The sequence below is a fragment of the Flavobacterium sp. 3HN19-14 genome, from assembly GCF_051373205.1.
Classification (GTDB): domain Bacteria; phylum Bacteroidota; class Bacteroidia; order Flavobacteriales; family Flavobacteriaceae; genus Flavobacterium.
Genome location: NZ_JBPPZT010000001.1, coordinates 905,945 through 930,837 on the forward strand (window position 1 = coordinate 905,945; position 24,893 = coordinate 930,837).

Sequence of the window (24,893 nt, forward strand, 5' to 3'; positions counted from 1 at the left end):
TCAATAAAAATAAAAAATAAGACGATGATAAAAAATTTCAAATGGCTGTTACTGGTTTCGTTGACCTTTGCAGCATGTAACAGCGACGATGATTCAGGATCGACTGAAGTGCCTATCACTTCCGGTTCTGCCGATTTCTCGAAATATGTGGCGCTCGGAGATTCTTTTGCCGCAGGCTACAGCGACAACGCACTTTTTAAAGGCGGACAGGAAAATTCTTACCCAAATATCCTTGCACAACAATTTGCCTTGGCAGGCGGCGGCGAATTCAAGATTCCTTTTATGGCAGACAACATCGGTGGATTTTCAGCAGCAGGCAACCAAATCCCGCAATTCCCGACACGTTTGTATCTTAATACTGCTAATAATACGCCTGTAAACGTATCGGGTGTTTCGGCAACAGTGTATGGAGAAGTATTGACCGCCCATTCAACAATATGGGAATTCCCGGCGCAAAAAGTTTTCATTTGTTAAGCACCTGGTTATGGTACTTTGAATCCGTATTTCGGAAGATTCGCTTCTTCACCGGCAGCTACCGTTATTGCAGACGCTACCGCACAATCGCCAACTTTCTTTTCTTTATGGATTGGCGGAAATGACGTGTTGGGTTATGCTACTTCAGGTGGAAGCGGTGTTAACCAGACCGGAAATTTAAATCCGGCGACTTATGGCTCAAGTGATATCACTGACCCGCAGGTTTTTGCAGGTGCTTATTCTGCATTGGTGACCCAACTTACGAGCGGAGGTGCTAAAGGAGTTGTTGCCAATCTTCCTTACATTACGGCATTGCCGTTTTTTACAACAGTACCTTATAACCCGGTTCCATTGAGTGACGCTGCGGTTGGACAATTGACTGCCGGTTTTACAGCGTATAATAACGGATTGCTTTATGCGGCTTCTTTAAATTTGATTACGCCGGCTGAAGCGGCAAAAAGAACCATCACCTTCCACGCCGGTGCAGGAAACGCAGTGGTAATGGTAGACAGTTATCTTACAAATCTTACCGCTTACGGAATCCGTCCTACAGACAAGCCACCGCAGAAGATCTTATCGTTTTACCGGCAAGGGCCTTCATCGGAACTGCGATAGGCGGCAATCCTGCTCAAATAAATGGTGTTTCTGTGCCTTTGGCTGATAACTGGGTGCTTTCTAAAGAAGAAATTGCTGAGGTTAAAACAGCAACAGATGCTTATAATGCAGCAATTCAGACAGTTGCTGAGGCAAACGGACTGGCTTTCGTTGACACAAAAACAATTTTGAGTCAATTAGGCACAGGCGGAATTGTTGATAGCGGTTTTACGCTAACATCAGCCTACGTAACAGGCGGTACTTTCTCGCTTGACGGCGTGCATCCGAGTCCGCGCGGGTATGCATTCATCGCCAATATGTTTGCAGAGGCCATCAATACAAAATACGGTTCAAACCTTCCAAAAGTGAATCTGGGCGATTATCGTATCTTATATCCGATGGATTCAACTACATTCTAAAATAAACCAGATTATTGATAAAAAGCCAATACGGAAACGTGTTGGCTTTTTTGTTTTTATGCCGTATTCTTTGGATTCGGATTAGCGTGACAGACAATTCTGCAAAATTTCAGTATTTTTTTATTCAAATATTGTTGATTTTATATTTTAAAAAATTATCTTTGCACTCGGAAAAAGAGGTGTTTTTCGCCTGTCATTTCTCGAACCTAAATAGCTATTTAATAAATACATAAGCAATGTCAAAAGTAATAGGAAAAGTTGCGCAAATCATCAGTCCAGGTAGTGGACGTAGTATTCAACGGTAAGGATGTTGAACTTCCAAAAATTTATGATTCATTAGAAATCACTAAAAAGACGGAACAATGCTTGTACTTGAAGTACAATCGCACATCGGTGAAAACACAGTTCGTACCATTTCGATGGACTCAACTGATGGTTTGAGCAGAGGTTATGAAGTAACAGGTACAGGAAATCCTATCAAGATGCCAATCGGTGCAGATGTTTACGGACGTTTGTTCAACGTAATCGGAGATGCAATCGACGGTCTTGGTGAATTGCCAAAAGACGGCGACAACGGAATTTCAATCCACCGTCCGGCACCAAAATTCGAAGATCTTTCAACTTCTTCTGAGGTTTTATTCACAGGTATCAAAGTAATCGACCTTATCGAGCCTTATGCAAAAGGAGGAAAAATCGGTTTGTTCGGTGGTGCAGGTGTAGGTAAAACCGTATTGATTCCAGGAGTTGATCAACAATATTGCAAAAGGTCACGGTGGTCTTTCTGTATTCGCTGGAGTAGGTGAAAGAACACGTGAAGGAAATGACTTGCTTCGTGAGATGTTGGAGTCAGGAATTATCAAATACGGAGACGCTTTCATGCATTCTATGGAAGAAGGCGGATGGGATTTGACCAAAGTTGACAAAATGGGAATGCGCGATTCAAAAGCGACTTTCGTTTTCGGACAAATGAATGAGCCGCCTGGAGCACGTGCACGTGTCGCTTTGTCTGGACTTTCTATCGCTGAGTATTTCCGTGACGGAGCTGGTTCAGACCAAGGGAAAGACGTTCTTTTCTTCGTTGACAACATCTTCCGTTTTACACAAGCAGGTTCTGAGGTATCGGCACTTTTAGGTCGTATGCCATCTGCGGTAGGTTACCAGCCAACATTGGCAACAGAGATGGGTGCGATGCAAGAGCGTATTACATCAACAAACAAAGGTTCCATTACATCTGTACAAGCGGTTTACGTTCCTGCGGATGACTTAACGGATCCGGCACCGGCAACAACATTTGCCCACCTTGATGCAACAACCGTATTGTCACGTAAGATTGCCGAGCTTGGAATTTACCCAGCGGTAGATCCACTCGATTCTACTTCAAGAATCCTTACGCCGCACATCTTGGGCGACGAGCACTACGACTGTGCACAAAGAGTAAAAGAAATCCTTCAGAAATACAAACAATTACAGGATATCATCGCGATCTTGGGTATGGAAGAACTGTCAGAAGAAGACAAACTCGCCGTATCACGTGCCCGTCGTGTACAACGTTTCTTGTCTCAGCCATTCCACGTAGCCGAGCAATTTACAGGTATTCCTGGTGTATTGGTTGATATTAAAGATACCATCAAAGGTTTCAACATGATTATCGACGGAGAATTAGACCACCTTCCTGAGGCTGCTTTCAACCTGAAAGGAACCATAGAAGACGCTATCGAAGCCGGACAAAAAATGTTGGCAGAAGCTTAAAAATAGTTGGCAGTAATCAGTGTTCAGCATTCGGTCTGATCACTGATTACATACCACTGAACACTTATAAATATGACATTAGAAATCGTATCACCCGAAGCAACATTATTCAAAGGAGAAGTAACCTCGATTACTTTGCCTGGTGTTGACGGTTCGTTCCAGATATTGAACCACCACGCGCCAATCGTTTCTATCCTGAAAGAAGGCGAAGTGAAGATTGTAGCCAATAGCTTTAATTTCGGATCAACAGTAGCGCATCGTTTCGCAAAAGTCGACAACAACACCTACCTTCTTCCGATCAATTCTGGTACTATCGAAATGAAAGACAACAAAGTAATTGTTTTAGCAGACTAAGACAATTCTAAATAAATTTGAAAAGCCTGACGTAATTGTCGGGCTTTTTTTATTTTTGAGATATGGATGTAAAAGATGAATATGAATTGGTGGTCTCTGAAGGAAAACGTGCTATCTGGCAGATAATTTTTGCAGCCATGTTTTTTACAGTCACCTGCTATTGTATTTACAGTATTGCGCTCATGTATTATACTATCGGAATGTGCGTTTACACTGGCCAACTACTGGCTGATTATATCGAATTAATTGCCTTGTCGCTTTCTGCGGGAATTTCTTTTTCGGTCGTGAAGACAGTTTTAATTGATGTCGATAAAGATATTCTGATTTCCAGATTTTTTGTACTGACCGTTTTCACGCGATATTAAATCAAAAGTTCCCGAACTTGAATATATTTCTGTATTTCTGGATGCCCGGGAATGGTATCAGGTCAATCTTTGGTATCAAGGCAGCAAACACTATAAAATGTTTGTTTTCGATGAAAAAGAACCTGCTTTTCAATTTGCTGCTGCCGCTGCCATCAAATTGAATGTTGATTTACTGGATGCAACCGAAAAAGGTAATTTTCACCGCATTGACAAATTATCAATAAAGCAATAAGTTTTCTTTTCGGAAGCTAATCCGGCTGTCTGCTTTATCTTTTTCCCGCTAAAGAAGCGGGAAAAAGGATACGCTGCCCATCCGGGCTATGGCAGGGTCATTTTCAGATCAACCAAAAATCCCCCAAAATCCTGTAAACATATAAACAGAAAACCCAACAAATGAAATCACATACCACGAAGAAATCGCCATAAAGCTCACCAGAAATGCCTTCAGGCCTTGACTGATTTTCGTTTTAGAGAGAAAGTTATAATAAAATGCAGTAAAGAAAACGAGCTCAAATAAATAATAAACGCCTGCAATACCAATTTCGGTAATTCCCAAAAGCCTTGTCAATGGCGTGATTATAATTGCGCTTGTCAAAATCGTAAACCCACCCAGATACATGTTCGCGACCAAATGCTCGGTATAATTGTATTTTGCTTTCCTGTAAAATATAAAAAATACGAAAGCAGTCAGCGGTAAGACAAACAGCGCTACAATATTAGAGTATTTATACATAAACCAGTCAGCCTCGAGCTTGCGCTGGTAAACCAAAATGTTATAGCTCCGTTCAGCCGCATCTTTAATTTTAAGGATTGAAGCAGGAATGTCTTTATTAGTCAGCGCTTCCGGTGCATGCTGGTGGAATGTAGCCACGAAAACATAAATCGCCGCCGACAATAAAAAGAAATTCAAAGGCGGGAAATATTTCTTTCGCTTCCCATCCATATATTCTCTTGCGACACGCCCGTTTTTCAAAGCTAAATCTCTTATCAGCTGAAAAAAACCTTTATCGGCATGCGTAAAATAATGAACTGCCTCTTGCAAAACCTCATGCATGCTGAGCCGGTGCAATTTTGATTTCTGGCTGCAGGCCGGACAGAAATTATATTCGGGAAGCAATTCAGCTTCGCAATTTTTACAAACTGCATCCATAGTTTAAAATTCCAATATACAATCTCCAAATTACAAATAAATACCAAAGTAAAAAAACAAATTTCTGCTCATAGCTTATTTGTTAAACTCGTTCCAAAGTCTGTAGCGTTTTGTCTTTTGGATTTTGTTTTTTGTAATTTTACACCATGTATGCCTTAGTCGACTGTAATAATTTTTACGCTTCCTGTGAGCGCCTGTTCCGCCCCGATCTGGAAGGCAAGCCTATCGTGGTGCTATCCAATAACGACGGTTGTATTATCTCCCGCAGCGACGAAGCCAAAGCGCTCGGCATCGCAATGGGCGCACCCGAATTCAAAGTACGCGATGAACTGAAGCAAAAAGGAATCACGGTATTTTCCTCCAATTACCAATTGTACGGCGATCTAAGCGAACGCGTGATGGATACGCTCAGGGAATTCACGCCCGACGTCGAAGTATATAGTATTGATGAAGCCTTCCTCGAATTTAAAAAAGGTAAAGATTTCGATTTCTACAATTGTGGCATCCAAATGAAATCCCAAATCAAGAAAGGACTGAGTATTCCCGTTTGCGTCGGCATTGCACCAACAAAGGCACTGTCAAAAATCGCCAATAAAATCGCACGTAAATTTCCTGACCACACCAAAGGTGTTTATGTAATCGATAACGATGAAAAGCGCCTCAAAGCCCTGAAATCGACAGGCAATCGAAGCCGTCTGGGGTATCGGCTACCGCATGAAAAAGAAAATGAAACTGCGAAAGATCAACACGGCATTAGACTTCATCGACCCGATGCACGAAGCCTGGATCAAAAGCCAGATGGGTGTTATTGGTTTGCGATTGAAAAAGGAGCTCGAAGGCGAACCGGTACTAAAACTCGAAGACAATCCAAAGAAAAAAAGCATCGCCATCACCAGAAGTTTTCCAAAGAAGCTAACAGAATACAACGACTTGCGCGAAAGAGTAGCCACTTTTGCCTCGGTCTGTGCCGAAAAACTCCGCAAGCAGGAATACTGCTGCCAGACCATTATCGTCATGCTCGGCACGATGGAACATAAGACCGCCCATTCCAAAATGTATTATCAGGATGCGGCAACAATTTCGTTTGCAACCAATTCGACCTTAACCATCACTCATACAGCCATCGGCCTGCTCGAAAAGATATACAGGCACAACAAAGGACTGCGCTTTCATAAAGCAGGTGTAATCGTTACGCAACTCATCCGCGAAGACGAAAAGCAATTCAGCCTATTCGAAGAGGAAGATCCGCGCCACCTTTCAATCATGAAAGCGATGGACGCCATCAATAAAAAGGCAGGAGAAAGAAAAGTCAGGCTCGGCGCGCAGGATGAGAAAACCTGGAACATGAAACAAAACCTTAAATCGCCGCGTTATACGACCAATATTAACGAACTCCTTGTTGTCAAATGCCAGTAAATAAACCATCCCTCTCTTTGGAATTTTTTCAGGCATCGACAGAGAATAAACTGGAACTGCCATTGGCAAATGCTGGAATTTCGGCTGGATTTCCTTCTCCGGCGATGGATTTCATGGAGTCAAAAATTGATGCAAATGATCTGCTGGTAAAACATCCGCTGACGACTTTTTATGCGCGTGTAAGCGGGAATTCGATGATCAATGCCGGTATCGGAAACAATGATTTGCTTGTCATTGACCGAACACTCGTGCCTGAAGACAACAATATTGCAATCTGTTTTATTGATGGGGATTTTACCGTAAAACGCCTGAAAATTAAGAAGGACGGCATTTACCTGATGCCCGAAAATGAACAATACGAACCCATAAAAATCACTGATGACAACCAGTTTACTATTTGGGGCATTGTGACTTTTGTCGTTAAGAAACTTCGTTAACCTATTCTTGAATTTCTTCGGACAACCGATTGATTCTCGGTTGTAAAAACCAAACGCCAACCGGAAAAAACCACGTCAGGAAAAATTCTCCTATAAATTCATCGCCTTTTGGCTGTCTTTGCAATTCTGCGATTTTAATCGTTTTTGCCGCAAAATAAATGTTGTGGAAAATGCAGAACATTGAACCCAGATGCAGCGGAATGAAAATGACGAACACGCCTATAAAAAGTGCGGGGTTGGGCATTTGAGAATGTTGAAGCTGTAAAATTCCATCAAAAACAAAAGACATGAAAACACAAAGAAATACGATATAAAAAAGCGGAATAAAGAACAAAATCTTAAAACGCCTCACTTTCATAATAATTCCGGCTGGTAATTTTTTCTGCAATCCGATGACAACAGACCAAATCCAACCAAATTGAAAGATAGTGAAAAGCAGCATTATCAACGGAAAAATCTTAAAGAAAGGTGCCATTACTTCAGGATTGGGCGGCGTCTGATATTTAATCAGCTCAGAAAAAAGCATTGCCATAAGGATGATGTGCGATACAATTGGCAATACAAATGTTAGCAGGAATAACTGCCAATGCTTCGCCCTCAAAAATAGATTTATCATGCCCGGATTTGATTTGTTCCTGACGAAGTTAATGAAAATCTATTAGCTTTTGTAGTGCACATCCGAAAGTTCCCGCAAAACCGCAGCACTGCTTTCAGGTGTAATATCGCGCTGGGATTCTGCCATCATCTCATAACCGACCATAAATTTCTTAACCGTAGCCGAACGCAATAACGGCGGATAAAAATGCATATGGAAATGCCATTCAGGATGCAGATTTCCGTCGGTCGGCGATTGGTGAATTCCTGATGAATATGGGAATGAAGTATTGAAAAGATTGTCGTAACGTATCGTAATTTGCTTCAGGATTTCAGCAAAAGCCGTAGTCTCTTCTGCTGTAAAATCAGTAATTTTACCGAAATGGCGTTTACTGACAATCATCGTTTCATAAGGCCAAATCGCCCAGAATGGCACGAGCGCGACAAAATGTTCATTTTCAATAACAATGCGCTCGCCGGTTTTTAATTCTTCTGCAAGATAATCTTTCAAAAGACTGCTGTTGTTCTTATCAAAATAGGCCTTGAGGCTTTTTTGTGTTTTTTCGATTTGGGTTGGAAGTGACGACTGCGCCCAAATCTGCCCATGAGGATGCGGATTGCTGCAACCCATAATCGCGCCCTTATTTTCAAAAATCTGCACATGGTTGATGTAATCGATATTGCCCAGATCTGTATATTCTTTCTGCCATGTGTGAATGACATTTTCGATTGCTGGAATCGTCATTTCAGGCAACGTCAGGTTATGATTCGGCGAAAAACAAACGACTCGCGAAATCCCTCTTTCAGGTTTCGACTTAAAGAAAGTCGTCGTTTTTTCTTCTTCAGAATAAATGTCTTCCTGTTTCAAAGCAGCGAAATCATTTTCAAAAACAAATGCATTTTCGTAATCAGGATTCTGCATTCCGTTGGCGCGGATATTTCCCGGACATAAATAACATTCCGGGTCGTAAGCAGGCAAATCGATATTAACAACGGCTTCAGTCTGCCCTTGCCACGGACGTTTGGAGCGGTGCGGCGACACCAAAACCCATTCGTCAGTCAAAGGATTATAGCGCCTGTGCGGATCTGTATGGATGTCGAAATTCTTCATTTTCCTGTGTAAAGCGAAGTGCCGTTGCCGATTTTTACGTCGTAGATTTTCAATTCGATTCCGAATTTTTCGAAATAAAGCGATGATAATTTTTCTTTGGTTTCGGTTTCTTTTCCTTTTCTTACCAATGTGATTGCACATCCGCCAAAACCGCCGCCCATTTGCCTTGAGCCTACAATGGCGTCCTGGCTTTTCCCCAATCGACAATAAAATCGGTTTCAGGGCAGCAAATTTCGTATTCTTTTGAAATGCCGTCATGGCCTTCAAAAAGTAATCGTCCCAGTAATTCAATATCGCCTTCGTCTAAAGCATCGCAGGCTTTATTGACGCGGTCAATTTCCTTCACCACGAAATGACAACGGCGAAAAACATTGTCCGGCATTTTGTCTTTTAAGGCAAGAATATGGCTTTCGTCGCAGTCGCGGAAACTCTTGATTTCAGGAAAAGCCGATTGTATCATCGAAAAACCCGCTTCACATTCCTTACGCCTTGTGTTGTAGGCAGATGTGAAATGCGAATGCTTCACGTTACTGTCGAATAAAATTAATGAATAATCGCTGAAATCGGCGTTGTGGTATTCAAAATCATAACTCCGGCAATCAATTTTGATAACTTTATTCTCAAACCCGAAAACGCTCGCAAACCTGCTCGATGATGCCACAATTGATACCAACCCAATGTTCTGCTTTTTGTCCCATTAAAGCGATATCAAGCGGCTGGATGCCGATATTGAAAAGCGTATTGATGCCATATAAAAAGCCACATTCCAAAGCTGCAGACGATGAAAGTCGGAGCCAACCGGAATATTGCTGCTGAAAACACAGTCGAATCCCTGAAATGGAAGTCCGGTTTTCTGAAGTTCGTTAATTACGCCTAAAAGATAATTTGCCCAAACTTTTTCCTGTTGTTGTGCAGGTTCTTTAAGGTTTATTTCGATGCTGTCATCCAGATCAATAGCGACAATCTGCGCTGTATCGGAATTGTTTTTTTCGAAAGCGAAACAGATGATTTTATCAATAGCCGCCGGCAAAACGTAGCCATCGTTATAATCGATATGTTCGCCGATGATGTTAATCCTGCCTGGAGAAAGCACCACTTTTGCAGGTGACTGATTGAATTGTTGCTCAAAAAGTGCAATGGTTTTGTGTATGAGTACGTCGTTCATTTGGAAATTTTCAAGTTCAATATCAGGCTCAAATTCAAAAGTGGCCAGTCCATATTTTAAATAATTACTTGGTATTGATTATAATTTGTTTTTTGAAATTGATATTGCGATTGATTTTTGCTGTTTACTTCTCAAACGCATCCATAGCCGGAAGCGATTTATGGTCAAAATCATACAAAGCCTGGTTTTCAAAACTTGAACCGTCGGTTGCAGTCTGCCCTTTCGAACGCCAGCCATTCCGTTCCCCAATAGCAAAATCCGTAGCTGGATGTACTTGTTTTTAAAACGGCTCTTAAGGTTGTGAGGTAACTTTTTTGTCCTTCCGGAGTGGCAGAAAATGCAGGAATCAGTTGGCTGTCTAACCCGACAATGTTATCTGTGTAATCATCCCAGCCTAAAGTGAAGGGATACGCCGTTTCTGCAATAATTACTTTTTTGTTGTAAGCTGCGCCCAAAGCATCAACTGTATTTTTAACTGTTGTGAGATTTTTTCCGTGCCAAACGGGATAATACGATAGTCCGATATAATCATAATCGATGTTGCTTACCTTGTTGAAAAACCAGTCGGCGCCTTCCATTCCTGCAAAATGCAACATGATTTTTGTCTCTGGTGCTGCTGTTCGGATTGCTGCACTTGCGGCTGTTACAAGTTCTAAATACTGCGCCTCATTGGTTGTGATTTTTCCCTGTGGCCACAGAAAACCGTCGTTGGTTTCGTTGCCAATCTGGTAAATATCGGGGTGGATTTCGTTGATGACTGATGTCGTGTAAGCGGCAACCTCTGTTTTCAGGTTTGCAAAAGAAAGCGATTGCCATGCAGCGGGCGTGGTCTGATTGCCCGGATCGGCCCAGGTGTCTGAATAATGAACGGTCAGCCAAACTTTCATTCCGGCAGCTTTTACGCGTTGTGCCAATGCTTTTACTTCTGCTAAACCGGAATGCGGCGTTGCAGGATCTTTCCATAGTCGGATCCTGATGGCATTGCAACCGGCATTTTTAAGCGTTGTCAGTACGTCTTCTGCTGCACCATTGTTGTAATAAATGGTACCGGCACTTTCAATTTCAGGAAGGAAGGAAACGTCGGCGCCACGCAGGAAATCATCGGTTGCTGCCGGTGGTTCTGTTGTTTCCTTGTCATCTTTCGAACAGGAAAAAGCAAACGCCGCAAGTGCTAAAATGCCAAGCAATACATATTTTTTCATAATGGTTGAAATTTATAAATCGTTTTATGGTGGTAAACTTCACCTTTCTTTAAAATTGCACTCGGAAAATGCGCATGATTCGGGGCATCCGGAAAGTTTTGCGTCTCAAAACAAATGCCACTCAATGTGTGGTAATTTACGTTTTCTTTCCCTTTGATACGATTAAAGCAATTGCCGCCGACATAAATGTGAACCGCAGGCTGATTGGTGTAAACCAACATTTTCAGGTTATTTTTCTTGCTGTATAACGAAGCCGCAAGTTCCGTTTTTTTATCGAGTACAAAAGTATTGTCGATTTTAAGCGGACATTTTTTCGGGATTGTAAAATCGAATGGAAAATTAGCTAAATGTAAAAACCTTCCGGTCGGGATATTTTCATCAGTCATCTCCAGGATTTTAGATGCATTGATAAAAAGTTCCTGATTGCAGATGTTATTTTCATGGCCGTCAAGGTTGAAATAACTGTGGTGCGTCAGGTTGACGATTGTATCTTCAGAAGTTGTTGCCTTATATTCAACTTTGAATTCGTTCTCTTCGGTTAAGGTATAGGTGAGCTCGATAGCCAGCGCGCCCGGATAATTCTCGTCTTTATCCGGACTCAGCAAGGCTAAAGTTATCGAGGGATTTTTGCATTCATTAATATTGATGACTTTCCATATTTTTTGGCTGAATCCAATATTCCCGCCGTGCAGCGAATGATTGCCATTGTTTTGATGCAGCTGAATATTTTCGCCATTTAAGGAAAAATTGCCATTATTGACACGTCCTGCAAATCGCCCGACGGTTGCTCCTAAATAAGGCGCACTTTCAAGATTGAATGAGTCGATATATGATTCGAGACTGTCAAAACCCAAAACGATGTCGGTCATTTTGCCGTTTTCAAGTGGGACTTTCAGCGAAGTTACCGTTGCGCCATAATTGGTTACTGCTAAGGAATACCCATTTCTGTTGGTCAGGCGATATAGCAATACCGCTTCATCGTTTGGTGAAAATCCCGATATATTCTCATTCGGAATACCGTTAAAATGCGATATGTGCTTAATTTCCACTGCTTTTTTATCAAATATGAAATTCAAAAGTAAAAATATTTCCATCAAACCCATACCAGTACCTACCGGTTTTTGTATATTGCCAAAAATTTCCTGTCGATGAAAATCATTTCGATACAAAATAACCTCGGAATTCCGAAATACCGGCAAATAATAGCTTCGGTTGAAAAAGCAATCGAGACGCAAATCCTGCGAAAAGGCGACAGATTACCTTCAGTAAATAAAGTGTGCCTGAAGTTTTCACTGTCAAGAGACACAGTTTTGCTGGCTTATGACGAACTCAAAAAACGCGGCATTATCTTCGCCATTCTCGGAAAAGGTTACTATGTAAAAAGCACAGAAGTCTCTATCAGGCAGAAGATTTTCCTGCTTTTCGACGAGCTCAATATCTTTAAAGAAGACATTTATAATTCGTTTTTGGAACATATTGGCAATGATGTGCAGGTTGATATTTTCTTTCATCACTTCAATAATGATACGTTTCGGAAGATGATTAAGGAAGCCAACGGCGATTATACCAAATATATCATCATGCCTACCAATTTAACCGGCGCGGCCAACGTCATTAAAACCCTACCGGTTGGCGACGTTTTCATTTTAGACCAGACCAATCCCGATTTGAAATCATATCCTGCGGTTTACCAGAATTTCGTTAATGATATTTATGATGCGATGAAAAAAGGCATTTCGAGGATTGGCGAATACGAAAAACTCGTGATGATTTTTCCGGGTTTCCGCGAGCCTTTGGGCATGAAAGAAGGATTTTTGAAATTTTGTACAGACTTTAATATGGAACATGAAGTGATTACAGAATTTACATCACGCGATATCAGCAAAGGCGAAGTTTATGTCATTCCGAACGACCGCGATCTGGTGTGTGTCATCGAAAAATCGAAAGTACAGCAGTTAAAACTGGGCGAAGACTTCGGAATCATTTCCTACAATGAAACGCCATTGAAAAAAGTAGTGGCAAATGGCATCACGACCATATCAACCGACTTTACCGCCATGGGAAAAATTACCGCGCAGATGATCAGGAAAGGCGAGAAGAAGCAGGTTGAGAACAAATCGACGTTGATTATCAGAAAGTCATTATAGTGGTTTCCAAAACATTACAATAGGAATCTTACAACACAATCTGAAAACTATATAAGACGTTCGGCTCAGGATTGAAGTAATTTTACAAATATCAAAACACAGTTTGTAATTAATTTAAAATCCTGAAAAAATGAAAAAGCTATTCACCATCGCGATGATTTTCGGCCTATCGACATTCGGTTGGGCAGAAAACGGTTCAGGAATAGGCGATATTCCGGTAACCAATGGAACTTCTTACACTAAAGAAGTAAAAACGACCACAGTAAAAAAAGTAACCAAAACTGCAATTGTTGGAAAAGCGAAAGCTACAAAAGCCACAAAAGCAACAGCTAAAAAAGGCGGTTACTATACTGAGGAAATCACAATCACAAGATTGCCAAAATTTACAAGACAATACATCAGAGAAAATTTCTCAATGCGTCAGGTAAGATCAGTAAGCAAAGAAATCAGTGGTAACGGAATCGGTTATCAGGTAAAAGTTAGCCTTGATGGCGAAATGAACACCATGAGGTTCGACTCGAAAGGCGAGCCGACACTGGAGAGTTTATAAGATTTAAAATCAAGCACGAATGAAAGCCCGTTTACGACGGGTTTTTTTTGGCTAAAATTTAAATACGGGATTAATTTTATAAATAGAAATAAAAAAAGCCTCTTCGTTTGAAGAGGCTTTTCAAGTACCCGGAGCCGGAGTTGAAACCCCTCCATTTGACGATTTTTGCAATGTTCTTAAAATTGAATATTTAAACCAAATTCATTAATAAACTCAACTATTACGAGGGTTTTTAGCGTAGGTATGACTTACTGAATATTATTGATTAAAGTGGAATGATATAGTATAAATGTTGGGCAGATGTTGGGCAACTTTAAAAAGTGGTGCATAATTTATTTATCTTTGGATTGTTCAAAGTTCAAAAGTTCAAAAAATGGCATCCGTTCAATTCCGCATTAGAAGTAAGGCAAACAAAAATGTTGCCGTAAAAATTCGCGTTTCTCTTGGTCGAAACAATGATTTAGAGTTAAATACAGGCTTTACAATCAATCCGAATAGTTGGAGTGACAAAACCCATCTTCCAAAGCAAAACGCGACCGAAAACAAACAATTATATAACAACCTCAAAAAGTTAGAAACATTTGTCTTTGATAACCTCAACAAAGATTTGTCTAAAGGCATCCTGGTCGATTCGTTTTGGCTCGAAACCCAAATTTCAGATTGTTTTGGACGCATTGAGAAAAATGATGTTGGGTTATTGTCAAATCATATTCAATATATTATCGATAATGCAAACACCCGTAAAATTAAAGGGCGTAAAAGTTTAGGGTTATCTGAAAGCAGGGTAAAAAGTTATGTTACTTTTAAAAATGTTATTGCAGAATATGAGGCAGTAATAAAAAAGAAAATTCACTTTTTAGATGTGAATAAATCCTTTGTAGATAGATTTACCAATTGGCTTATTAACACTAAAAACTTTGCGACAAATTACGCCGGTAAACATATTGATAATTTAAAAACGGTTTGCGTTGACGCAAAGAGGAATGAAATTCCAACAAACCCTTTTGTTGAGCATATTCAAAGTTTTTCAGAAAGTGAGGAGGATAAATTTATTGTTACGTTATCATTCGATGAGTTAGAAAAGATTAAAGAGGCTGAAATAAAGTCCGATGCTTATAACAATGCGCGGAAATGGATTTTAATTGGTTGTGAGATTGGACAAAGGGGCGGAGATTTATTAGATATAACTAAAGAAAATATTCGCTACAAGTCGGGAAATATATATTTGGATCTTATACAGCAAAAAACAAAGAAGAGCGTGACAATTGGAATAATAGCACCTCACGTTATAGACATAATCGAAAATGATTTTCCTTATAAAATTAGTACTCAAAAACTTAATGAGTACATAAAAAAGGTTTGTGAAATTGCTAAAATTGATGAGGTTATTGAGGGCAAAAAACTCAATGCTAAAACAAATCGAAAGGAATTAAAATTTTATCCAAAGCACGAATTAATCACTACCCATAGTTTTAGGCGATCCTTTGCCACGAATTATTATAAAAAGATTCCAACCCCGATTCTGATAAATATTACCGGACATTCAAAAGAAAGCCTGTTTTTGGCGTACATAAATAAGCGTGAGGACAAAGACAGCAATGCCGATTTGTTTATGAAGTTTTATGAAGATATACATAAAAAAGATCCTCAATTAACTGTTTTGAAGAAAGCATAACTTTAATTGAAGTCAAATGATAAATGAAGAAAACCAGGAAGTTGAAATGACCTTTGAAAATAGATATAAAATATTTTCAGTTCAAAAAAGAGCCGATTACCTTAGAGAATTATACAAGCCTTATGAAGTTCGGGGAAATCGTGAGGAAGTTTTAAAAAACAGCCCAAAATATCAATATCCCAATGAGCGTAAAGATGGCTATGTAATATCACAAGGGTATGATGATAAAGGTTTCTATGCTATATTCTTACCAACTGAAAAAGAGTACGACAAAATAAAAGCATTCGCGCAAATAAAAGACAAACTGGAAAAGTTGGCAGAAATGGCAAATTTACAGCGTGAATTAGTCGCCACAAACAAAACATTGATTGAATTAAATGCGATTGAAAAGAAAATAGATTCACTCTTTAGCTATGTTTTTGGCATAGAGAGCAAAATAGTGTTGAGTGAAAATAAGTCCGCTTTACACAATCATATTTTTCGTTCTGATGGGTTTGAATTATTTGAATATTTGCTGACAAATAATGTTAAGCCAATTGGCGGTCGTGGGCGATTAACCCAAATAGCATTTTACTACTGGAAATTGCACCTCGATAAATATATTGTTGTTCGCCCGGTAGCTTTTTCAACTTGGTTCTTCGAAGTGTATAATGAGGATTTAGGGCAAATCAAGACTTTAGACAACATCAAAAACGCAGATCGCGATAAACACTATTCTAACGCATTAGACTGGCTTAAATCACAAAAATAAACTTGTATTGTAAACAGTACAATTTCGGACTTCTAACGGTACTACCATAATTAAATATTTGTAAAAAATATTAGATATGGCAACTGTACAATTTATTCAAACTACCCCGGAGGAACTACAAAATGAAATTTCAGCCGGGATAAAAAGTCAACTGGACGACTTTCTAAAAAACTTCACGCCAAAGCAACCAAACGAATATTTAACGCGTCAAGAAGTGGCGAAAATGTTTAATGTGGATTTGTCAACGATACACAATTGGTGCAAAAACAAAAAACTTAAACCCCTGGGACTTGGTTCAAGAGTTTATTTTCTACGCTCAGATATTGAAGAAAGTTTGAAGCCTTTAAACGTATGATTTGGAAAATGAAAAAAATGAAAAAGGGGAGTTGTTCACGCTCCCCGAGTGTTCAAAGTTCGTTTTACAAAGCATTGCAAAACATTTCAAAGATATAATTTTGCTCGACTATATAAAACTTATCGTTCAAATGTTGTCCTCCTCAATTTTAGAGCGAAACGAATTATTATCATTTGAGCAAAGAAATGTTTCTGTTTACGGGGAATTAATACCGGCAAAGGATAACCTGGGAAACGATCGAATTGATAAAAGCGGAAAAGTGGTTTATAAAAAGCCATACAAAAGTGCTGTTTACAATGGCTTAGAATTTAGAGTTTACGAAACCATAACGTTTTTATCGGGAAGCTTGCACAAATATTGGAATGCGGGAGCGCATAATCATAACGATTTTGATTTAAACGCGCTTATTTGGGTTTTAAATGACTTAAAAGAAAAGTTCGGCGTATTACCTCAACATTGTACTTTGAGGTCTTTAGAGTTAGGCGTAAATATCATTCCTCCAATCCCGAGTAACCATATTATAGAAAATTGTTTTTTACATAAAACGATGCCGTTTGAAAATTTAAAAAATTCACCGAAAGGAAAATTAATACAAGTTGTACACTCGCAATATATTGTCAAGATTTACAATAAAGCTTTACACAGTAGATCGATGGGACATTTTGTGTCCGGCGAACTTTTGCGATTTGAAATTAAGTTTGTCAAAATGGAAAAGTTTAATAAAATTGGGATTAAAACACTTTCTGATTTGATAGATAAAGGGTTTGAAAGCTTTAATAAAGATTTAGTTGGCGAATGGGAAAACGTATTGTTTTTTGATTCTACAATTCAATCGAAAACCAAAAGATTATCGAACTACTGTAACCCGCGTTATTGGACTGATTTACTAAAAAAAAGCAAGAGTAATTTTCATAAGCATCGAGGCTTATTAAGGAAATTGATTGTCGAACATTCTAATAATATTCAAAACGAGGTAAAAGAAATCCTTGTTCAAAAACTTCAAATTTTAAATAAGGGTGTAGGAATTGACCATTAACTAATATTTCTTTATAAAGTAGTTATCACTTTTAACTTTTTCATCATTCCCAACCTCATCTTTGAATCCCCTCATCATTTTAAAATTATTTTCTAAAAGCCATTTTGGCGAAATAAATTCATAAAAAATGCGTCCGAAATAGTGATAAGACATTTTAAATCCTTCAAAATACTCTACTTCATTTGTTCGGTTAAATTGCATTATATATTCAGCGTCATCAATAAGTTCAAAGTCGTAATTGTTTTTTAGTGCTATGTCTTTTATTAAATCGAGATCGTACATAACCATAATTGAAATTTTACCCGACATAAAATCCCAAAAATATTGTGAGTTATTTAAAATCAAAATTAGTGGATGGTAGGCTTTGTGAAATATATCTTCTTTCAGTAAAAAACACGTAATGGGGTTTTTAAATTTATGCTCCTGGAATATTGTGTTATATGTTTCTTCTGAAAATTTATTGTACGATATTACATAAATTAACCCATCCTCAATTAGGATGTGCGACGTTCCGTTTTCTTTAGCCTCGCTAACAAGACTATTAATTTTATCTATGTAATTTAATTCGGGAGTTTCAAGGTCTATTCTAACGAAATTTAATTCCTTTCCATAAAGTTGATTTGTTTTGTCATCCGAAAGGTATTGAAACAATTTATGGGTCTTTTCCTGTTGTCTTAATATTCTTTGATTTTCAAAACTACTTGACTTAATTTCTAACGCTATCGGTGTGCAATGTTCCCGGACTAATGTAATGTCGCTATATTTTAAAACGGATGTCAAGTCATTTAAAATCCCAATAATATTATTTTTATAGGCAAATCTTAAACTTTTCATTTCGTTAACGATGCCGGTTTTCTGCGACATAAAACCAGGTGATTCTTTGAAATTTTGAGGCTTTAAATCCCACTTACTAATGAATGTAAAAGGGATGCAGTCGCCAATACTTTTATATATTTCCAGGATTAATTTATAGTCCTCAATCCTACTTTCTTTTCGCTTAATTACTTCTTTGATTTTAAGGGATTCAACTTTGTCAATTTTCGAGGTTGGATTTTTACGATATATATTAAGTTCTTTGATTTCGTTTTTCTGCAATCGATATTGACTTTCTATATAGAATGTCTTTTTCATTAAAGCAATTTGAAACTTTAACCATTTGTTCGTGTCAACGTAAGGATCAACACGAATTATAAGCAATTGATCTATTAAACTTTTTATAGATTTTTTATAACGGTTATTCATTTTGTGTAAAGTTGGTATGTGTAAAGTTAGGTAGAAATCAATTTTCAATGGATGCTGTTTTGAAAAAGGGTGTAGGAATTGACACTTAAATTATAAGGTCAATTGCAACACTCCATAAAAAACATTTTTCAAATTCAACATTTTCTGATCTGCCAGTCGGAGCGATTCGCACCCACTCGCATACTTTGGCATAAAAAACATTTCCTTAAAATATTTAGAACTATGCAATTTGTAAAACTTCAAACGGACAAATCGGACACTTTATACCAGGCTTAAACTTCCATACGTGTAAAGTTTGTAAAGTTTCTATAAATAAACTTCCCGACACTTCCGACACTTTTCCCAGGATAAAAACCTTTTTAGTGTATAGTTTGTAACTTTTTAATTTGAAAACCTCAACGTTTTCGGGAAAATGTATCATCGACGAAAATCGGAAAGTTGTTAAAATCCACCTATATTTGCGTATAAATAAGATAAAATGGAATAGAAAAGACTAAAATATTGACATAGCGTTTGTTGTTATCCTTGCAAAAGAAAACTGGTAATTTTTAAAGCATACAAGTGTAACAAACTGAACGCTCACGTTACGGCGTGGGCTTGGTTTGTTTTGTATGCGGGTATACCAGTACCTCTTTTGCAGATACTCCAATGTCCCACGCTCTTTTTTTTCGGATAAACCTTACTCGGGACAAGTAGACTAATTTTTTAATATGAAAAAAAGTATTTACGGCTCCAGTAAGATTATTACAATTGCAATAGTCAGTTGTCTTTTGACAAATTGCAAACACCCCGAAAAACCTATCTCCGGTCAAAGTAACACACCCACAAAATCGACACGGCAACTAAAGCCAGTCATTGAGGCAAAATTGAATGGGCAATTTAAGTTTGATTTGACAATGGAAGATAAAAGCGATCCAAACAAAAACGGTCGTTCCAACATTGTCAAACAATCAGTTATTAATAACCTCAACTTAGATATGACATATTACGGCGACGGAAACGGCGTTGGGTTTCTCGATAACGGGAAATATGAGTATATGACTAAGAAAATGATTGAAACCCAACGGTTCCAATATCAAATCAAAAATGACACGCTTTACATCAAAGGCAACGGCGACAAAAAATTTAGTGCGTTTTTGATTATCCTGGATGAAGCGATCAATAAGGATTATTTTAAAGTGCAAATAATTGATACACCATTCCCGGTTGGGATGTATAAAGTCGGCGAAAGCCCAACGAATAACCTAACTTCTAATCAATAAATCTTAAACAATGAAAAAAGCATTATTTTTTATAGCAACGATCTTTTGCATAAGTTCAATTCACGCCCAGGATGAAAAGCCGGAACCGATCAAACTCAAAGGCGTAATTATCGAAAACGATTTCCACGAAAATATCACTTGGATAAAATCAAAACCAATTCCATTAGTGAGAAAAGATTTTACCGTTAATGCGTTGGAGGTAACGTTCATTCAAATATACTTTGGTTTAAAGGTAGTTGATGGTAAACAAACTATGACGCCAATTCACATTGTAAATAATTACAAAAGCAGCGATTGGATTTTCTTTGATGAGGTTAGTTATTTGCTTGGTAGTGGAAAAGAAATTCGACAAGGCAAAGGAGTGACCTTTAAAATTACTGATGATGATACAAACAGGGATGTTAATAGGGGAGTGAGTGAGTTTTCCGATGTCATCGCGGGCGATAGTGCAATTGCCTTTATCAAATATGTGTTGGAAAATAAAACCGGCTTAAACGTAAGATATTTAAACACCCATAAAAATCAATATGTCGATATTGAAGTCCCAAACGGAACCGAGAAATTGCAGAAACATTTTAAGGCACTTATAGATTCTTATAATTTGTTGAATACTGCATATGCATTAAATAAACCGTTTTGATAATAAATTAATTTAGAATAAGAATTTTCCATATTTATAATTACCTTTCTTTTCAGCTTAAAACACAAAAAAATATGGAACCATCGTATGTAAAGGAGATTTTCAGCAATTATTTAGTTGCTAAAAATACAAGCTATGCAATATTGATAAACGGCTCTTGGGGAAGCGGTAAAACTTATTTTTGGAAATCCGATCTAATTAAAATTTGTACTGAAAAAGGCTATGAACCGGTCTATTTATCCCTCAATGGTATTAGTAAAATCGAAACACTCGAATATCAATTCTTAGTGCGATTAATACCATATCTCAACCGGCTTGACGGTAAAAAAGCAAGTAATGTTATGAAGTTGGGAAAAAACGTTATTTCCTTTTTGTCGAACAAATTTATAGGTGCAAAGGTTGAGGATATTCTGAAAGACGTTGAATTAGATTTGGCAACATTATCCAAATATGTGATTTGCTTTGATGATTTGGAACGTTGCAAAATCCCTTTGCCTGAAATATTAGGTTTTATAAATAACTACGTAGAACACAAAAATCTTAAAGTCGTTATTTTATCAGACGAAAGCAAAATCAAAGAAAACGAGGCTTATAATAATATCAAAGAAAAAGTCATTGGCAGAATATTGAATTTCAAAAACGACCTTTCAAAAACTTTACCATTGTTGTTTTCACAATACGAAGCAGATAACAATGACTTCTATAATTTTCTCAAATCCCGAGAAACTTTTATTTTAGACCTTTTGATAGAATATAAGCAAGACAATTTAAGGATAATAACTTTTTATATCCAGGCTCTTGAAAGTCTTTATCCTGAAATAAACGCCTTTGATAAAGAATTTATTGATGAAGTGCTTTTGTTTGCCCTCATAATATCAATCGAGTTTAAGTTGGGAAAGCTTACTTCATCCGATTATATCAATTCTCGCGGTTATGATGACTTAAATCCGGCATATGTAACTTTTAATTTCTCAACGGCATTTAAAAACTGGGACAATGAAAATAAAGTTGAGCCGAAAGAAAAAAGTGATATAGAAAAATTATATGACACATATTTAGTTAACAATATCAATCAATACCATTTTTATAATTCTGTTTATATTTTCATTTTAACGGGCTTTCTTGACAAAGAAATGCTAACGTCGGAATTAAAGCTTAGAACACCGCCCGCGATACCGGAGGAAGATTCTTCCTTTAGGGCTTTAATGAATTTCGGTTTTAGGGATTTGTCAAATGAAGAATTTTCAGATTTGACTAAAAAGGTTTTGGAGTTTGCTAAACAGGGAAAATATACAATTTACGAATACGCGAAAATATCCGAATTTTATTATTATTTCATTGCAAGCAAACTTATAGATATTACAATCGATCAGTTGAACGAAATTTTGTTAACCGGAATTTCCGTCGCAAAGCAAAAGGACACCGATTTTAGAGCATATCAGACATTAACCCACTTTATGACAAAGCGTGAAGATCAAATAATCATAGATGCGATTATTGAGGCACACAAAGAAATTGAAAACAAAAAGGATAGTAAAAAAATCAATAAATTATTTACTCATCTAAACGATAACAATATCGAGGCAATTAACGAGGTTTTTGCCGAGTACTCATTAAAAACAGAATTGTTTGAACATTTAGATCCCGATAGCTTTTTCGATACTGTTTTGAAAGTTGATAATAAAACTATAAAAGAATTATATCAATTATTAGACGACCGATATAACTCTACAAATATTGGCGAATATTTAAATGGAGATTATAGATTTTTAAATGCGGTTTCCAAAAAGCTGAAATCATATTTAGCGGATTCAAAAGATACTTCTTTACAAATATTTGTATTAAAAGAATTGGATGCTTCAATTGATAGAGTGAACCAAAAGCTTTTACCTTATGTAGGCAAATAAATACCTCGAATTAGAAATGTTGGGCAATGGTTGGGCAGTTGCAAAAGAAAAAAACCGTAAAAGTTTATAAATAAACTAATTACGGTTTCTTAATGTACCCGGAGCCGGAGTCGAACCGGCACGGTTTCCCACAGGTGTTTGAGACCAGCGCGTCTACCAATTCCGCCATCCGGGCGAATTGTGCCTTTGTGAATGATAATTATTTTAGAAAAATAATGGTAATATTATCATCCGGGCTTGAGAGACGAAGAATGACAACAGCCATCCAACGCATTGACAAACTACACTTACAACAGTGCTGTTTGTTTAACACGGTGCAAATGTAAAAAATATTCTGGCAAATTCTAAAAAAATACCTGAAATTTTCCTTTCCTACTCCGATTTTATTCCTAAATTTGCACCTCGTTAACGCGACACACAACTAACTAACTACATCCGAGGCGTTTATACAGGCAGGCTTTAGATAAAAATAAAGTCAGATTGTATAGCCGAAACGGAACAAAAACAATACAATACAATGACACATCAAGAACCCGAAGCAAAGATATTTGCCTGTTCCCAAAGTGTATACCTCGCAGAACAGATTGCTGAAAAGTATGGCGTTCCGCTGGGTAAAGTGACGTTCTCTAAATATAGTGATGGTGAATTCCAGCCTTCTTACGAAGAGTCTATAAGAGGTTTGCGCGTTTTTATCGTTTGCTCGACATTCCCTTCAGCCGATAACCTGATGGAATTACTGCTGATGATTGACGCCGCCAAAAGGGCTTCAGCAAGACACGTCACCGCCGTAATCCCGTATTTCGGATGGGCGAGACAGGACAGGAAAGACAAACCAAGGGTTCCGATAGGGGCGAAACTGGTTGCGAATTTATTGCAGGCCGCAGGGGCAACCCGCGTCATGACAATGGATTTACACGCCGACCAGATTCAGGGATTTTTCGAAAAACCGGTAGACCACCTGTTTGCCTCGACCATCTTTTTGCCTTATGTAAGAAGCCTGAATTTAGACAACTTGACCATCGCATCGCCGGATATGGGCGGTTCTGAAAGGGCCTACGCTTATTCTAAATTCTTAGAATCCGACGTCGTGATTTGTTACAAACAAAGAAAAGCCGCCAACGTCATCGATACGATGGAGTTGATTGGTGAGGTGAAAGGCAGAAATGTAATCCTGGTAGACGATATGATCGACACCGGAGGCACATTGGCGAAAGCCGCCGATTTAATGATTGAAAAAGGCGCCCTGAGCGTTCGCGCAATTTGTACGCACGCGATTTTGTCAGGAGAAGCCTACGAAAAAATAGAGAATTCAAAATTAAGCGAGCTGATTGTGACTGATTCGATTCCGTTGAAGAAGCAATCGCCGAAAATAAGGGTTGTAAGTTGTGCGCCACTTTTTGCAGAAGTGATGCAGATGGTGCAGAATAACAATTCGATCAGCGGGAAGTTTTTGATGTAAATCAGAGAAAAGAAGCAAGAAACAAGAATCAAGACTTGATGAAAAATCAAAAAGTCAAGTTTAATGAGGATTGCGTTAGGGATAGAGGCGGTATTCTTTTTATCTAATGAGAAGTTCCGGCGCAACGGAAAGTTCCGATAAAAAGATTGAGCCGAAGGCAACGCCCAAACAAGAGTTTTTATTATTAACTATATATTTTTAAAATGAAATCGATTACAATTAAAGGATCAGAAAGAGAAAGCGTGGGCAAGGTAGCAACCAAAGCGGTACGTAATGCTGGAGCGGTTCCTTGCGTGTTATACGGAGGAGGTCAACCAGTTCATTTCTCAGCTGAAGAGAAAGAATTCAAAAATTTGGTTTACACTCCAAACGCGCACACTGTTGTGATCGACCTTGGCGGTAAAAAATTCGACGCAGTTTTGCAGGATATACAGGTACACCCTGTGTCTGACAAAATTTTGCACATCGACTTCTTCCAGTTGAAAGACGACAAAGAAATCGTTATGGAAGTGCCGGTAAAAGTAACAGGAACTTCTCCTGGTGTACTTTTAGGTGGTGTTTTGCGTTTGAACCAACGTCGTTTGAAAGTGAAAGCTTTGCCGAAAAACCTTCCGGATTTCGTAGAGGCAGACATCACACCGCTTGAAATGGGTAACAAATTATACGTTACCAAACTGGTTTCTGACAAATACAAATTGATGCACCCGGATAACACTGTGGTAGCTCAGGTTCGTATTTCTCGTGCGGCTATGAAAGCAGCTCAGGAAGCAGCAAAAGCAGCAAAAGCACCTGCAAAAGGAAAGAAAAAATAATTTTTTTCAAGATATTTCCAGAAAAGC

General features: G+C 38.2%; 29 protein-coding genes, 1 tRNA gene and 2 pseudogenes. 21 read left to right on the plus strand and 11 right to left on the minus strand.

Annotated features, from left to right (window positions below; all coding sequences use genetic code 11):
* Window positions 1-24 precede the first annotated feature (24 nt).
* The 7 genes and pseudogenes from ACSLFW_RS04695 to ACSLFW_RS04725 all read left to right on the plus strand — a co-directional run bounded on the left by ACSLFW_RS04695 (window position 25) and on the right by ACSLFW_RS04725 (window position 4,187).
* A complete protein-coding gene (locus ACSLFW_RS04695) occupies window positions 25-474 on the plus strand; it encodes a hypothetical protein (RefSeq protein WP_436554834.1) in 450 nt (149 codons plus the stop codon).
* Between the two features lie 18 nt (window positions 475-492).
* Window positions 493-1,089, plus strand: coding sequence for a hypothetical protein (locus ACSLFW_RS04700; RefSeq protein WP_436554835.1), 597 nt, complete (start codon window positions 493-495; stop codon window positions 1,087-1,089).
* 32 nt (window positions 1,090-1,121) lie between these two features.
* Window positions 1,122-1,487, plus strand: a complete 366-nt coding sequence (locus tag ACSLFW_RS04705; RefSeq protein ID WP_436554836.1) for an SGNH/GDSL hydrolase family protein — start codon at window positions 1,122-1,124, stop codon at window positions 1,485-1,487.
* 236 nt (window positions 1,488-1,723) lie between these two features.
* Window positions 1,724-3,236, plus strand: a pseudogene (gene atpD, locus ACSLFW_RS04710) (F0F1 ATP synthase subunit beta).
* 72 nt (window positions 3,237-3,308) lie between these two features.
* On the plus strand, window positions 3,309-3,590 hold the full coding sequence (locus ACSLFW_RS04715) for a F0F1 ATP synthase subunit epsilon (protein WP_436554837.1): 282 nt from the start codon (window positions 3,309-3,311) through the stop codon (window positions 3,588-3,590).
* Window positions 3,591-3,652: 62 nt separating this feature from the next.
* Window positions 3,653-3,955: a hypothetical protein gene (locus tag ACSLFW_RS04720; RefSeq protein WP_436554838.1), complete on the plus strand. Its 303-nt coding sequence runs from the start codon at window positions 3,653-3,655 to the stop codon at window positions 3,953-3,955.
* 97 nt (window positions 3,956-4,052) lie between these two features.
* A complete protein-coding gene (locus ACSLFW_RS04725) occupies window positions 4,053-4,187 on the plus strand; it encodes a hypothetical protein (RefSeq protein WP_436554839.1) in 135 nt (44 codons plus the stop codon).
* Window positions 4,188-4,295: 108 nt separating this feature from the next.
* On the opposite strand, the gene ACSLFW_RS04730 is transcribed toward ACSLFW_RS04725, so the two are convergent.
* Window positions 4,296-5,105: a DUF3667 domain-containing protein gene (locus tag ACSLFW_RS04730; RefSeq protein WP_436554840.1), complete on the minus strand. Its 810-nt coding sequence runs from the start codon at window positions 5,103-5,105 to the stop codon at window positions 4,296-4,298.
* A 146-nt stretch (window positions 5,106-5,251) separates the two neighbouring features.
* On the opposite strand from ACSLFW_RS04730, the pseudogene ACSLFW_RS04735 reads away from it, so the two are divergent.
* The 3 genes and pseudogenes from ACSLFW_RS04735 to ACSLFW_RS04745 form a co-directional block, all read left to right on the plus strand.
* A pseudogene (locus tag ACSLFW_RS04735) lies at window positions 5,252-5,638 on the plus strand (SOS mutagenesis and repair protein UmuC); the annotation flags it as partial.
* Between the two features lie 193 nt (window positions 5,639-5,831).
* A complete protein-coding gene (locus ACSLFW_RS04740; RefSeq protein WP_436554841.1) occupies window positions 5,832-6,521 on the plus strand; it encodes a DinB/UmuC family translesion DNA polymerase in 690 nt (229 codons plus the stop codon).
* A 17-nt stretch (window positions 6,522-6,538) separates the two neighbouring features.
* A complete protein-coding gene (locus ACSLFW_RS04745) occupies window positions 6,539-6,958 on the plus strand; it encodes a LexA family protein (protein ID WP_436554842.1) in 420 nt (139 codons plus the stop codon).
* A 1-nt stretch (window position 6,959) separates the two neighbouring features.
* Here ACSLFW_RS04745 and ACSLFW_RS04750 read toward each other — a convergent pair whose 3' ends face one another.
* The 8 genes from ACSLFW_RS04750 to ACSLFW_RS04785 form a co-directional block, all read right to left on the minus strand.
* Window positions 6,960-7,574: a hypothetical protein gene (locus tag ACSLFW_RS04750; protein WP_436554843.1), complete on the minus strand. Its 615-nt coding sequence runs from the start codon at window positions 7,572-7,574 to the stop codon at window positions 6,960-6,962.
* Window positions 7,575-7,616: 42 nt separating this feature from the next.
* Complete coding sequence (locus ACSLFW_RS04755) at window positions 7,617-8,663, minus strand: UDP-glucose--hexose-1-phosphate uridylyltransferase (protein WP_436554844.1); 1,047 nt, start codon at window positions 8,661-8,663, stop codon at window positions 7,617-7,619.
* On the minus strand, window positions 8,660-8,863 hold the full coding sequence (locus tag ACSLFW_RS04760) for a hypothetical protein (protein ID WP_436554845.1): 204 nt from the start codon (window positions 8,861-8,863) through the stop codon (window positions 8,660-8,662). The genes ACSLFW_RS04755 and ACSLFW_RS04760 overlap by 4 nt, the downstream gene beginning before the upstream one ends.
* The gene (locus ACSLFW_RS04765) at window positions 8,836-9,324 is read right to left on the minus strand and encodes a hypothetical protein (RefSeq protein WP_436554846.1); all 489 of its coding nucleotides are present in this window, start codon (window positions 9,322-9,324) and stop codon (window positions 8,836-8,838) included. The genes ACSLFW_RS04760 and ACSLFW_RS04765 overlap by 28 nt, the downstream gene beginning before the upstream one ends.
* Window positions 9,284-9,409, minus strand: coding sequence for a hypothetical protein (locus tag ACSLFW_RS04770; protein WP_436557372.1), 126 nt, complete (start codon window positions 9,407-9,409; stop codon window positions 9,284-9,286). Before ACSLFW_RS04770 ends, ACSLFW_RS04765 begins: the two co-directional genes overlap by 41 nt.
* Complete coding sequence (locus tag ACSLFW_RS04775; protein WP_436554847.1) at window positions 9,361-9,828, minus strand: galactokinase family protein; 468 nt, start codon at window positions 9,826-9,828, stop codon at window positions 9,361-9,363. The genes ACSLFW_RS04770 and ACSLFW_RS04775 overlap by 49 nt, the downstream gene beginning before the upstream one ends.
* A gap of 188 nt (window positions 9,829-10,016) precedes the next feature.
* Window positions 10,017-11,030: a glycoside hydrolase family 53 protein gene (locus ACSLFW_RS04780; protein ID WP_436554848.1), complete on the minus strand. Its 1,014-nt coding sequence runs from the start codon at window positions 11,028-11,030 to the stop codon at window positions 10,017-10,019.
* Window positions 11,027-12,106, minus strand: coding sequence for an aldose epimerase family protein (locus ACSLFW_RS04785; RefSeq protein ID WP_436554849.1), 1,080 nt, complete (start codon window positions 12,104-12,106; stop codon window positions 11,027-11,029). Before ACSLFW_RS04785 ends, ACSLFW_RS04780 begins: the two co-directional genes overlap by 4 nt.
* Before the next feature lie 72 nt (window positions 12,107-12,178).
* On the opposite strand from ACSLFW_RS04785, the gene ACSLFW_RS04790 reads away from it, so the two are divergent.
* The 6 genes from ACSLFW_RS04790 (at window position 12,179) to ACSLFW_RS04815 (ending at window position 17,544) form a co-directional block, all read left to right on the plus strand.
* Window positions 12,179-13,177 carry a GntR family transcriptional regulator gene (locus ACSLFW_RS04790; protein WP_436554850.1) on the plus strand — a complete coding sequence of 333 codons (999 nt, stop codon included), beginning with the start codon at window positions 12,179-12,181 and terminating at the stop codon, window positions 13,175-13,177.
* Between the two features lie 130 nt (window positions 13,178-13,307).
* The gene (locus tag ACSLFW_RS04795; protein ID WP_436554851.1) at window positions 13,308-13,727 is read left to right on the plus strand and encodes a hypothetical protein; all 420 of its coding nucleotides are present in this window, start codon (window positions 13,308-13,310) and stop codon (window positions 13,725-13,727) included.
* Window positions 13,728-14,100: 373 nt separating this feature from the next.
* Entirely contained in the window at window positions 14,101-15,402 is a 1,302-nt protein-coding gene (locus tag ACSLFW_RS04800) for a tyrosine-type recombinase/integrase (protein ID WP_436554852.1), read from the plus strand.
* Between the two features lie 16 nt (window positions 15,403-15,418).
* The gene (locus ACSLFW_RS04805; RefSeq protein WP_436554853.1) at window positions 15,419-16,153 is read left to right on the plus strand and encodes a hypothetical protein; all 735 of its coding nucleotides are present in this window, start codon (window positions 15,419-15,421) and stop codon (window positions 16,151-16,153) included.
* A gap of 76 nt (window positions 16,154-16,229) precedes the next feature.
* Window positions 16,230-16,508 (plus strand): helix-turn-helix domain-containing protein, encoded by a 279-nt coding sequence (locus tag ACSLFW_RS04810; RefSeq protein WP_436554854.1) that lies wholly within the window; start codon window positions 16,230-16,232, stop codon window positions 16,506-16,508.
* Between the two features lies 1 nt (window position 16,509).
* Window positions 16,510-17,544 carry a hypothetical protein gene (locus ACSLFW_RS04815; RefSeq protein ID WP_436554855.1) on the plus strand — a complete coding sequence of 345 codons (1,035 nt, stop codon included), beginning with the start codon at window positions 16,510-16,512 and terminating at the stop codon, window positions 17,542-17,544.
* On the opposite strand, the gene ACSLFW_RS04820 is transcribed toward ACSLFW_RS04815, so the two are convergent.
* Window positions 17,545-18,834 (minus strand): hypothetical protein, encoded by a 1,290-nt coding sequence (locus tag ACSLFW_RS04820; RefSeq protein WP_436554856.1) that lies wholly within the window; start codon window positions 18,832-18,834, stop codon window positions 17,545-17,547.
* An 818-nt stretch (window positions 18,835-19,652) separates the two neighbouring features.
* Between ACSLFW_RS04820 and ACSLFW_RS04825 the strand changes: the two genes are divergently transcribed.
* From ACSLFW_RS04825 to ACSLFW_RS04835, 3 genes are all read left to right on the plus strand, one after another.
* Window positions 19,653-20,048, plus strand: coding sequence for a hypothetical protein (locus tag ACSLFW_RS04825; RefSeq protein WP_436554857.1), 396 nt, complete (start codon window positions 19,653-19,655; stop codon window positions 20,046-20,048).
* Between the two features lie 10 nt (window positions 20,049-20,058).
* Complete coding sequence (locus ACSLFW_RS04830; RefSeq protein ID WP_436554858.1) at window positions 20,059-20,688, plus strand: hypothetical protein; 630 nt, start codon at window positions 20,059-20,061, stop codon at window positions 20,686-20,688.
* A 74-nt stretch (window positions 20,689-20,762) separates the two neighbouring features.
* A complete protein-coding gene (locus ACSLFW_RS04835) occupies window positions 20,763-22,595 on the plus strand; it encodes a P-loop NTPase fold protein (RefSeq protein ID WP_436554859.1) in 1,833 nt (610 codons plus the stop codon).
* 95 nt (window positions 22,596-22,690) lie between these two features.
* Here the strand turns inward: ACSLFW_RS04835 and ACSLFW_RS04840 are convergent.
* A tRNA-Leu gene (locus ACSLFW_RS04840) sits at window positions 22,691-22,770 on the minus strand.
* A gap of 342 nt (window positions 22,771-23,112) precedes the next feature.
* Here ACSLFW_RS04840 and ACSLFW_RS04845 point away from each other — a divergent pair.
* Complete coding sequence (locus ACSLFW_RS04845; RefSeq protein ID WP_436554860.1) at window positions 23,113-24,054, plus strand: ribose-phosphate pyrophosphokinase; 942 nt, start codon at window positions 23,113-23,115, stop codon at window positions 24,052-24,054.
* A gap of 203 nt (window positions 24,055-24,257) precedes the next feature.
* On the plus strand, window positions 24,258-24,866 hold the full coding sequence (locus tag ACSLFW_RS04850) for a 50S ribosomal protein L25/general stress protein Ctc (protein WP_436554861.1): 609 nt from the start codon (window positions 24,258-24,260) through the stop codon (window positions 24,864-24,866).
* The last annotated feature ends 27 nt before the right edge of the window (window positions 24,867-24,893 follow it).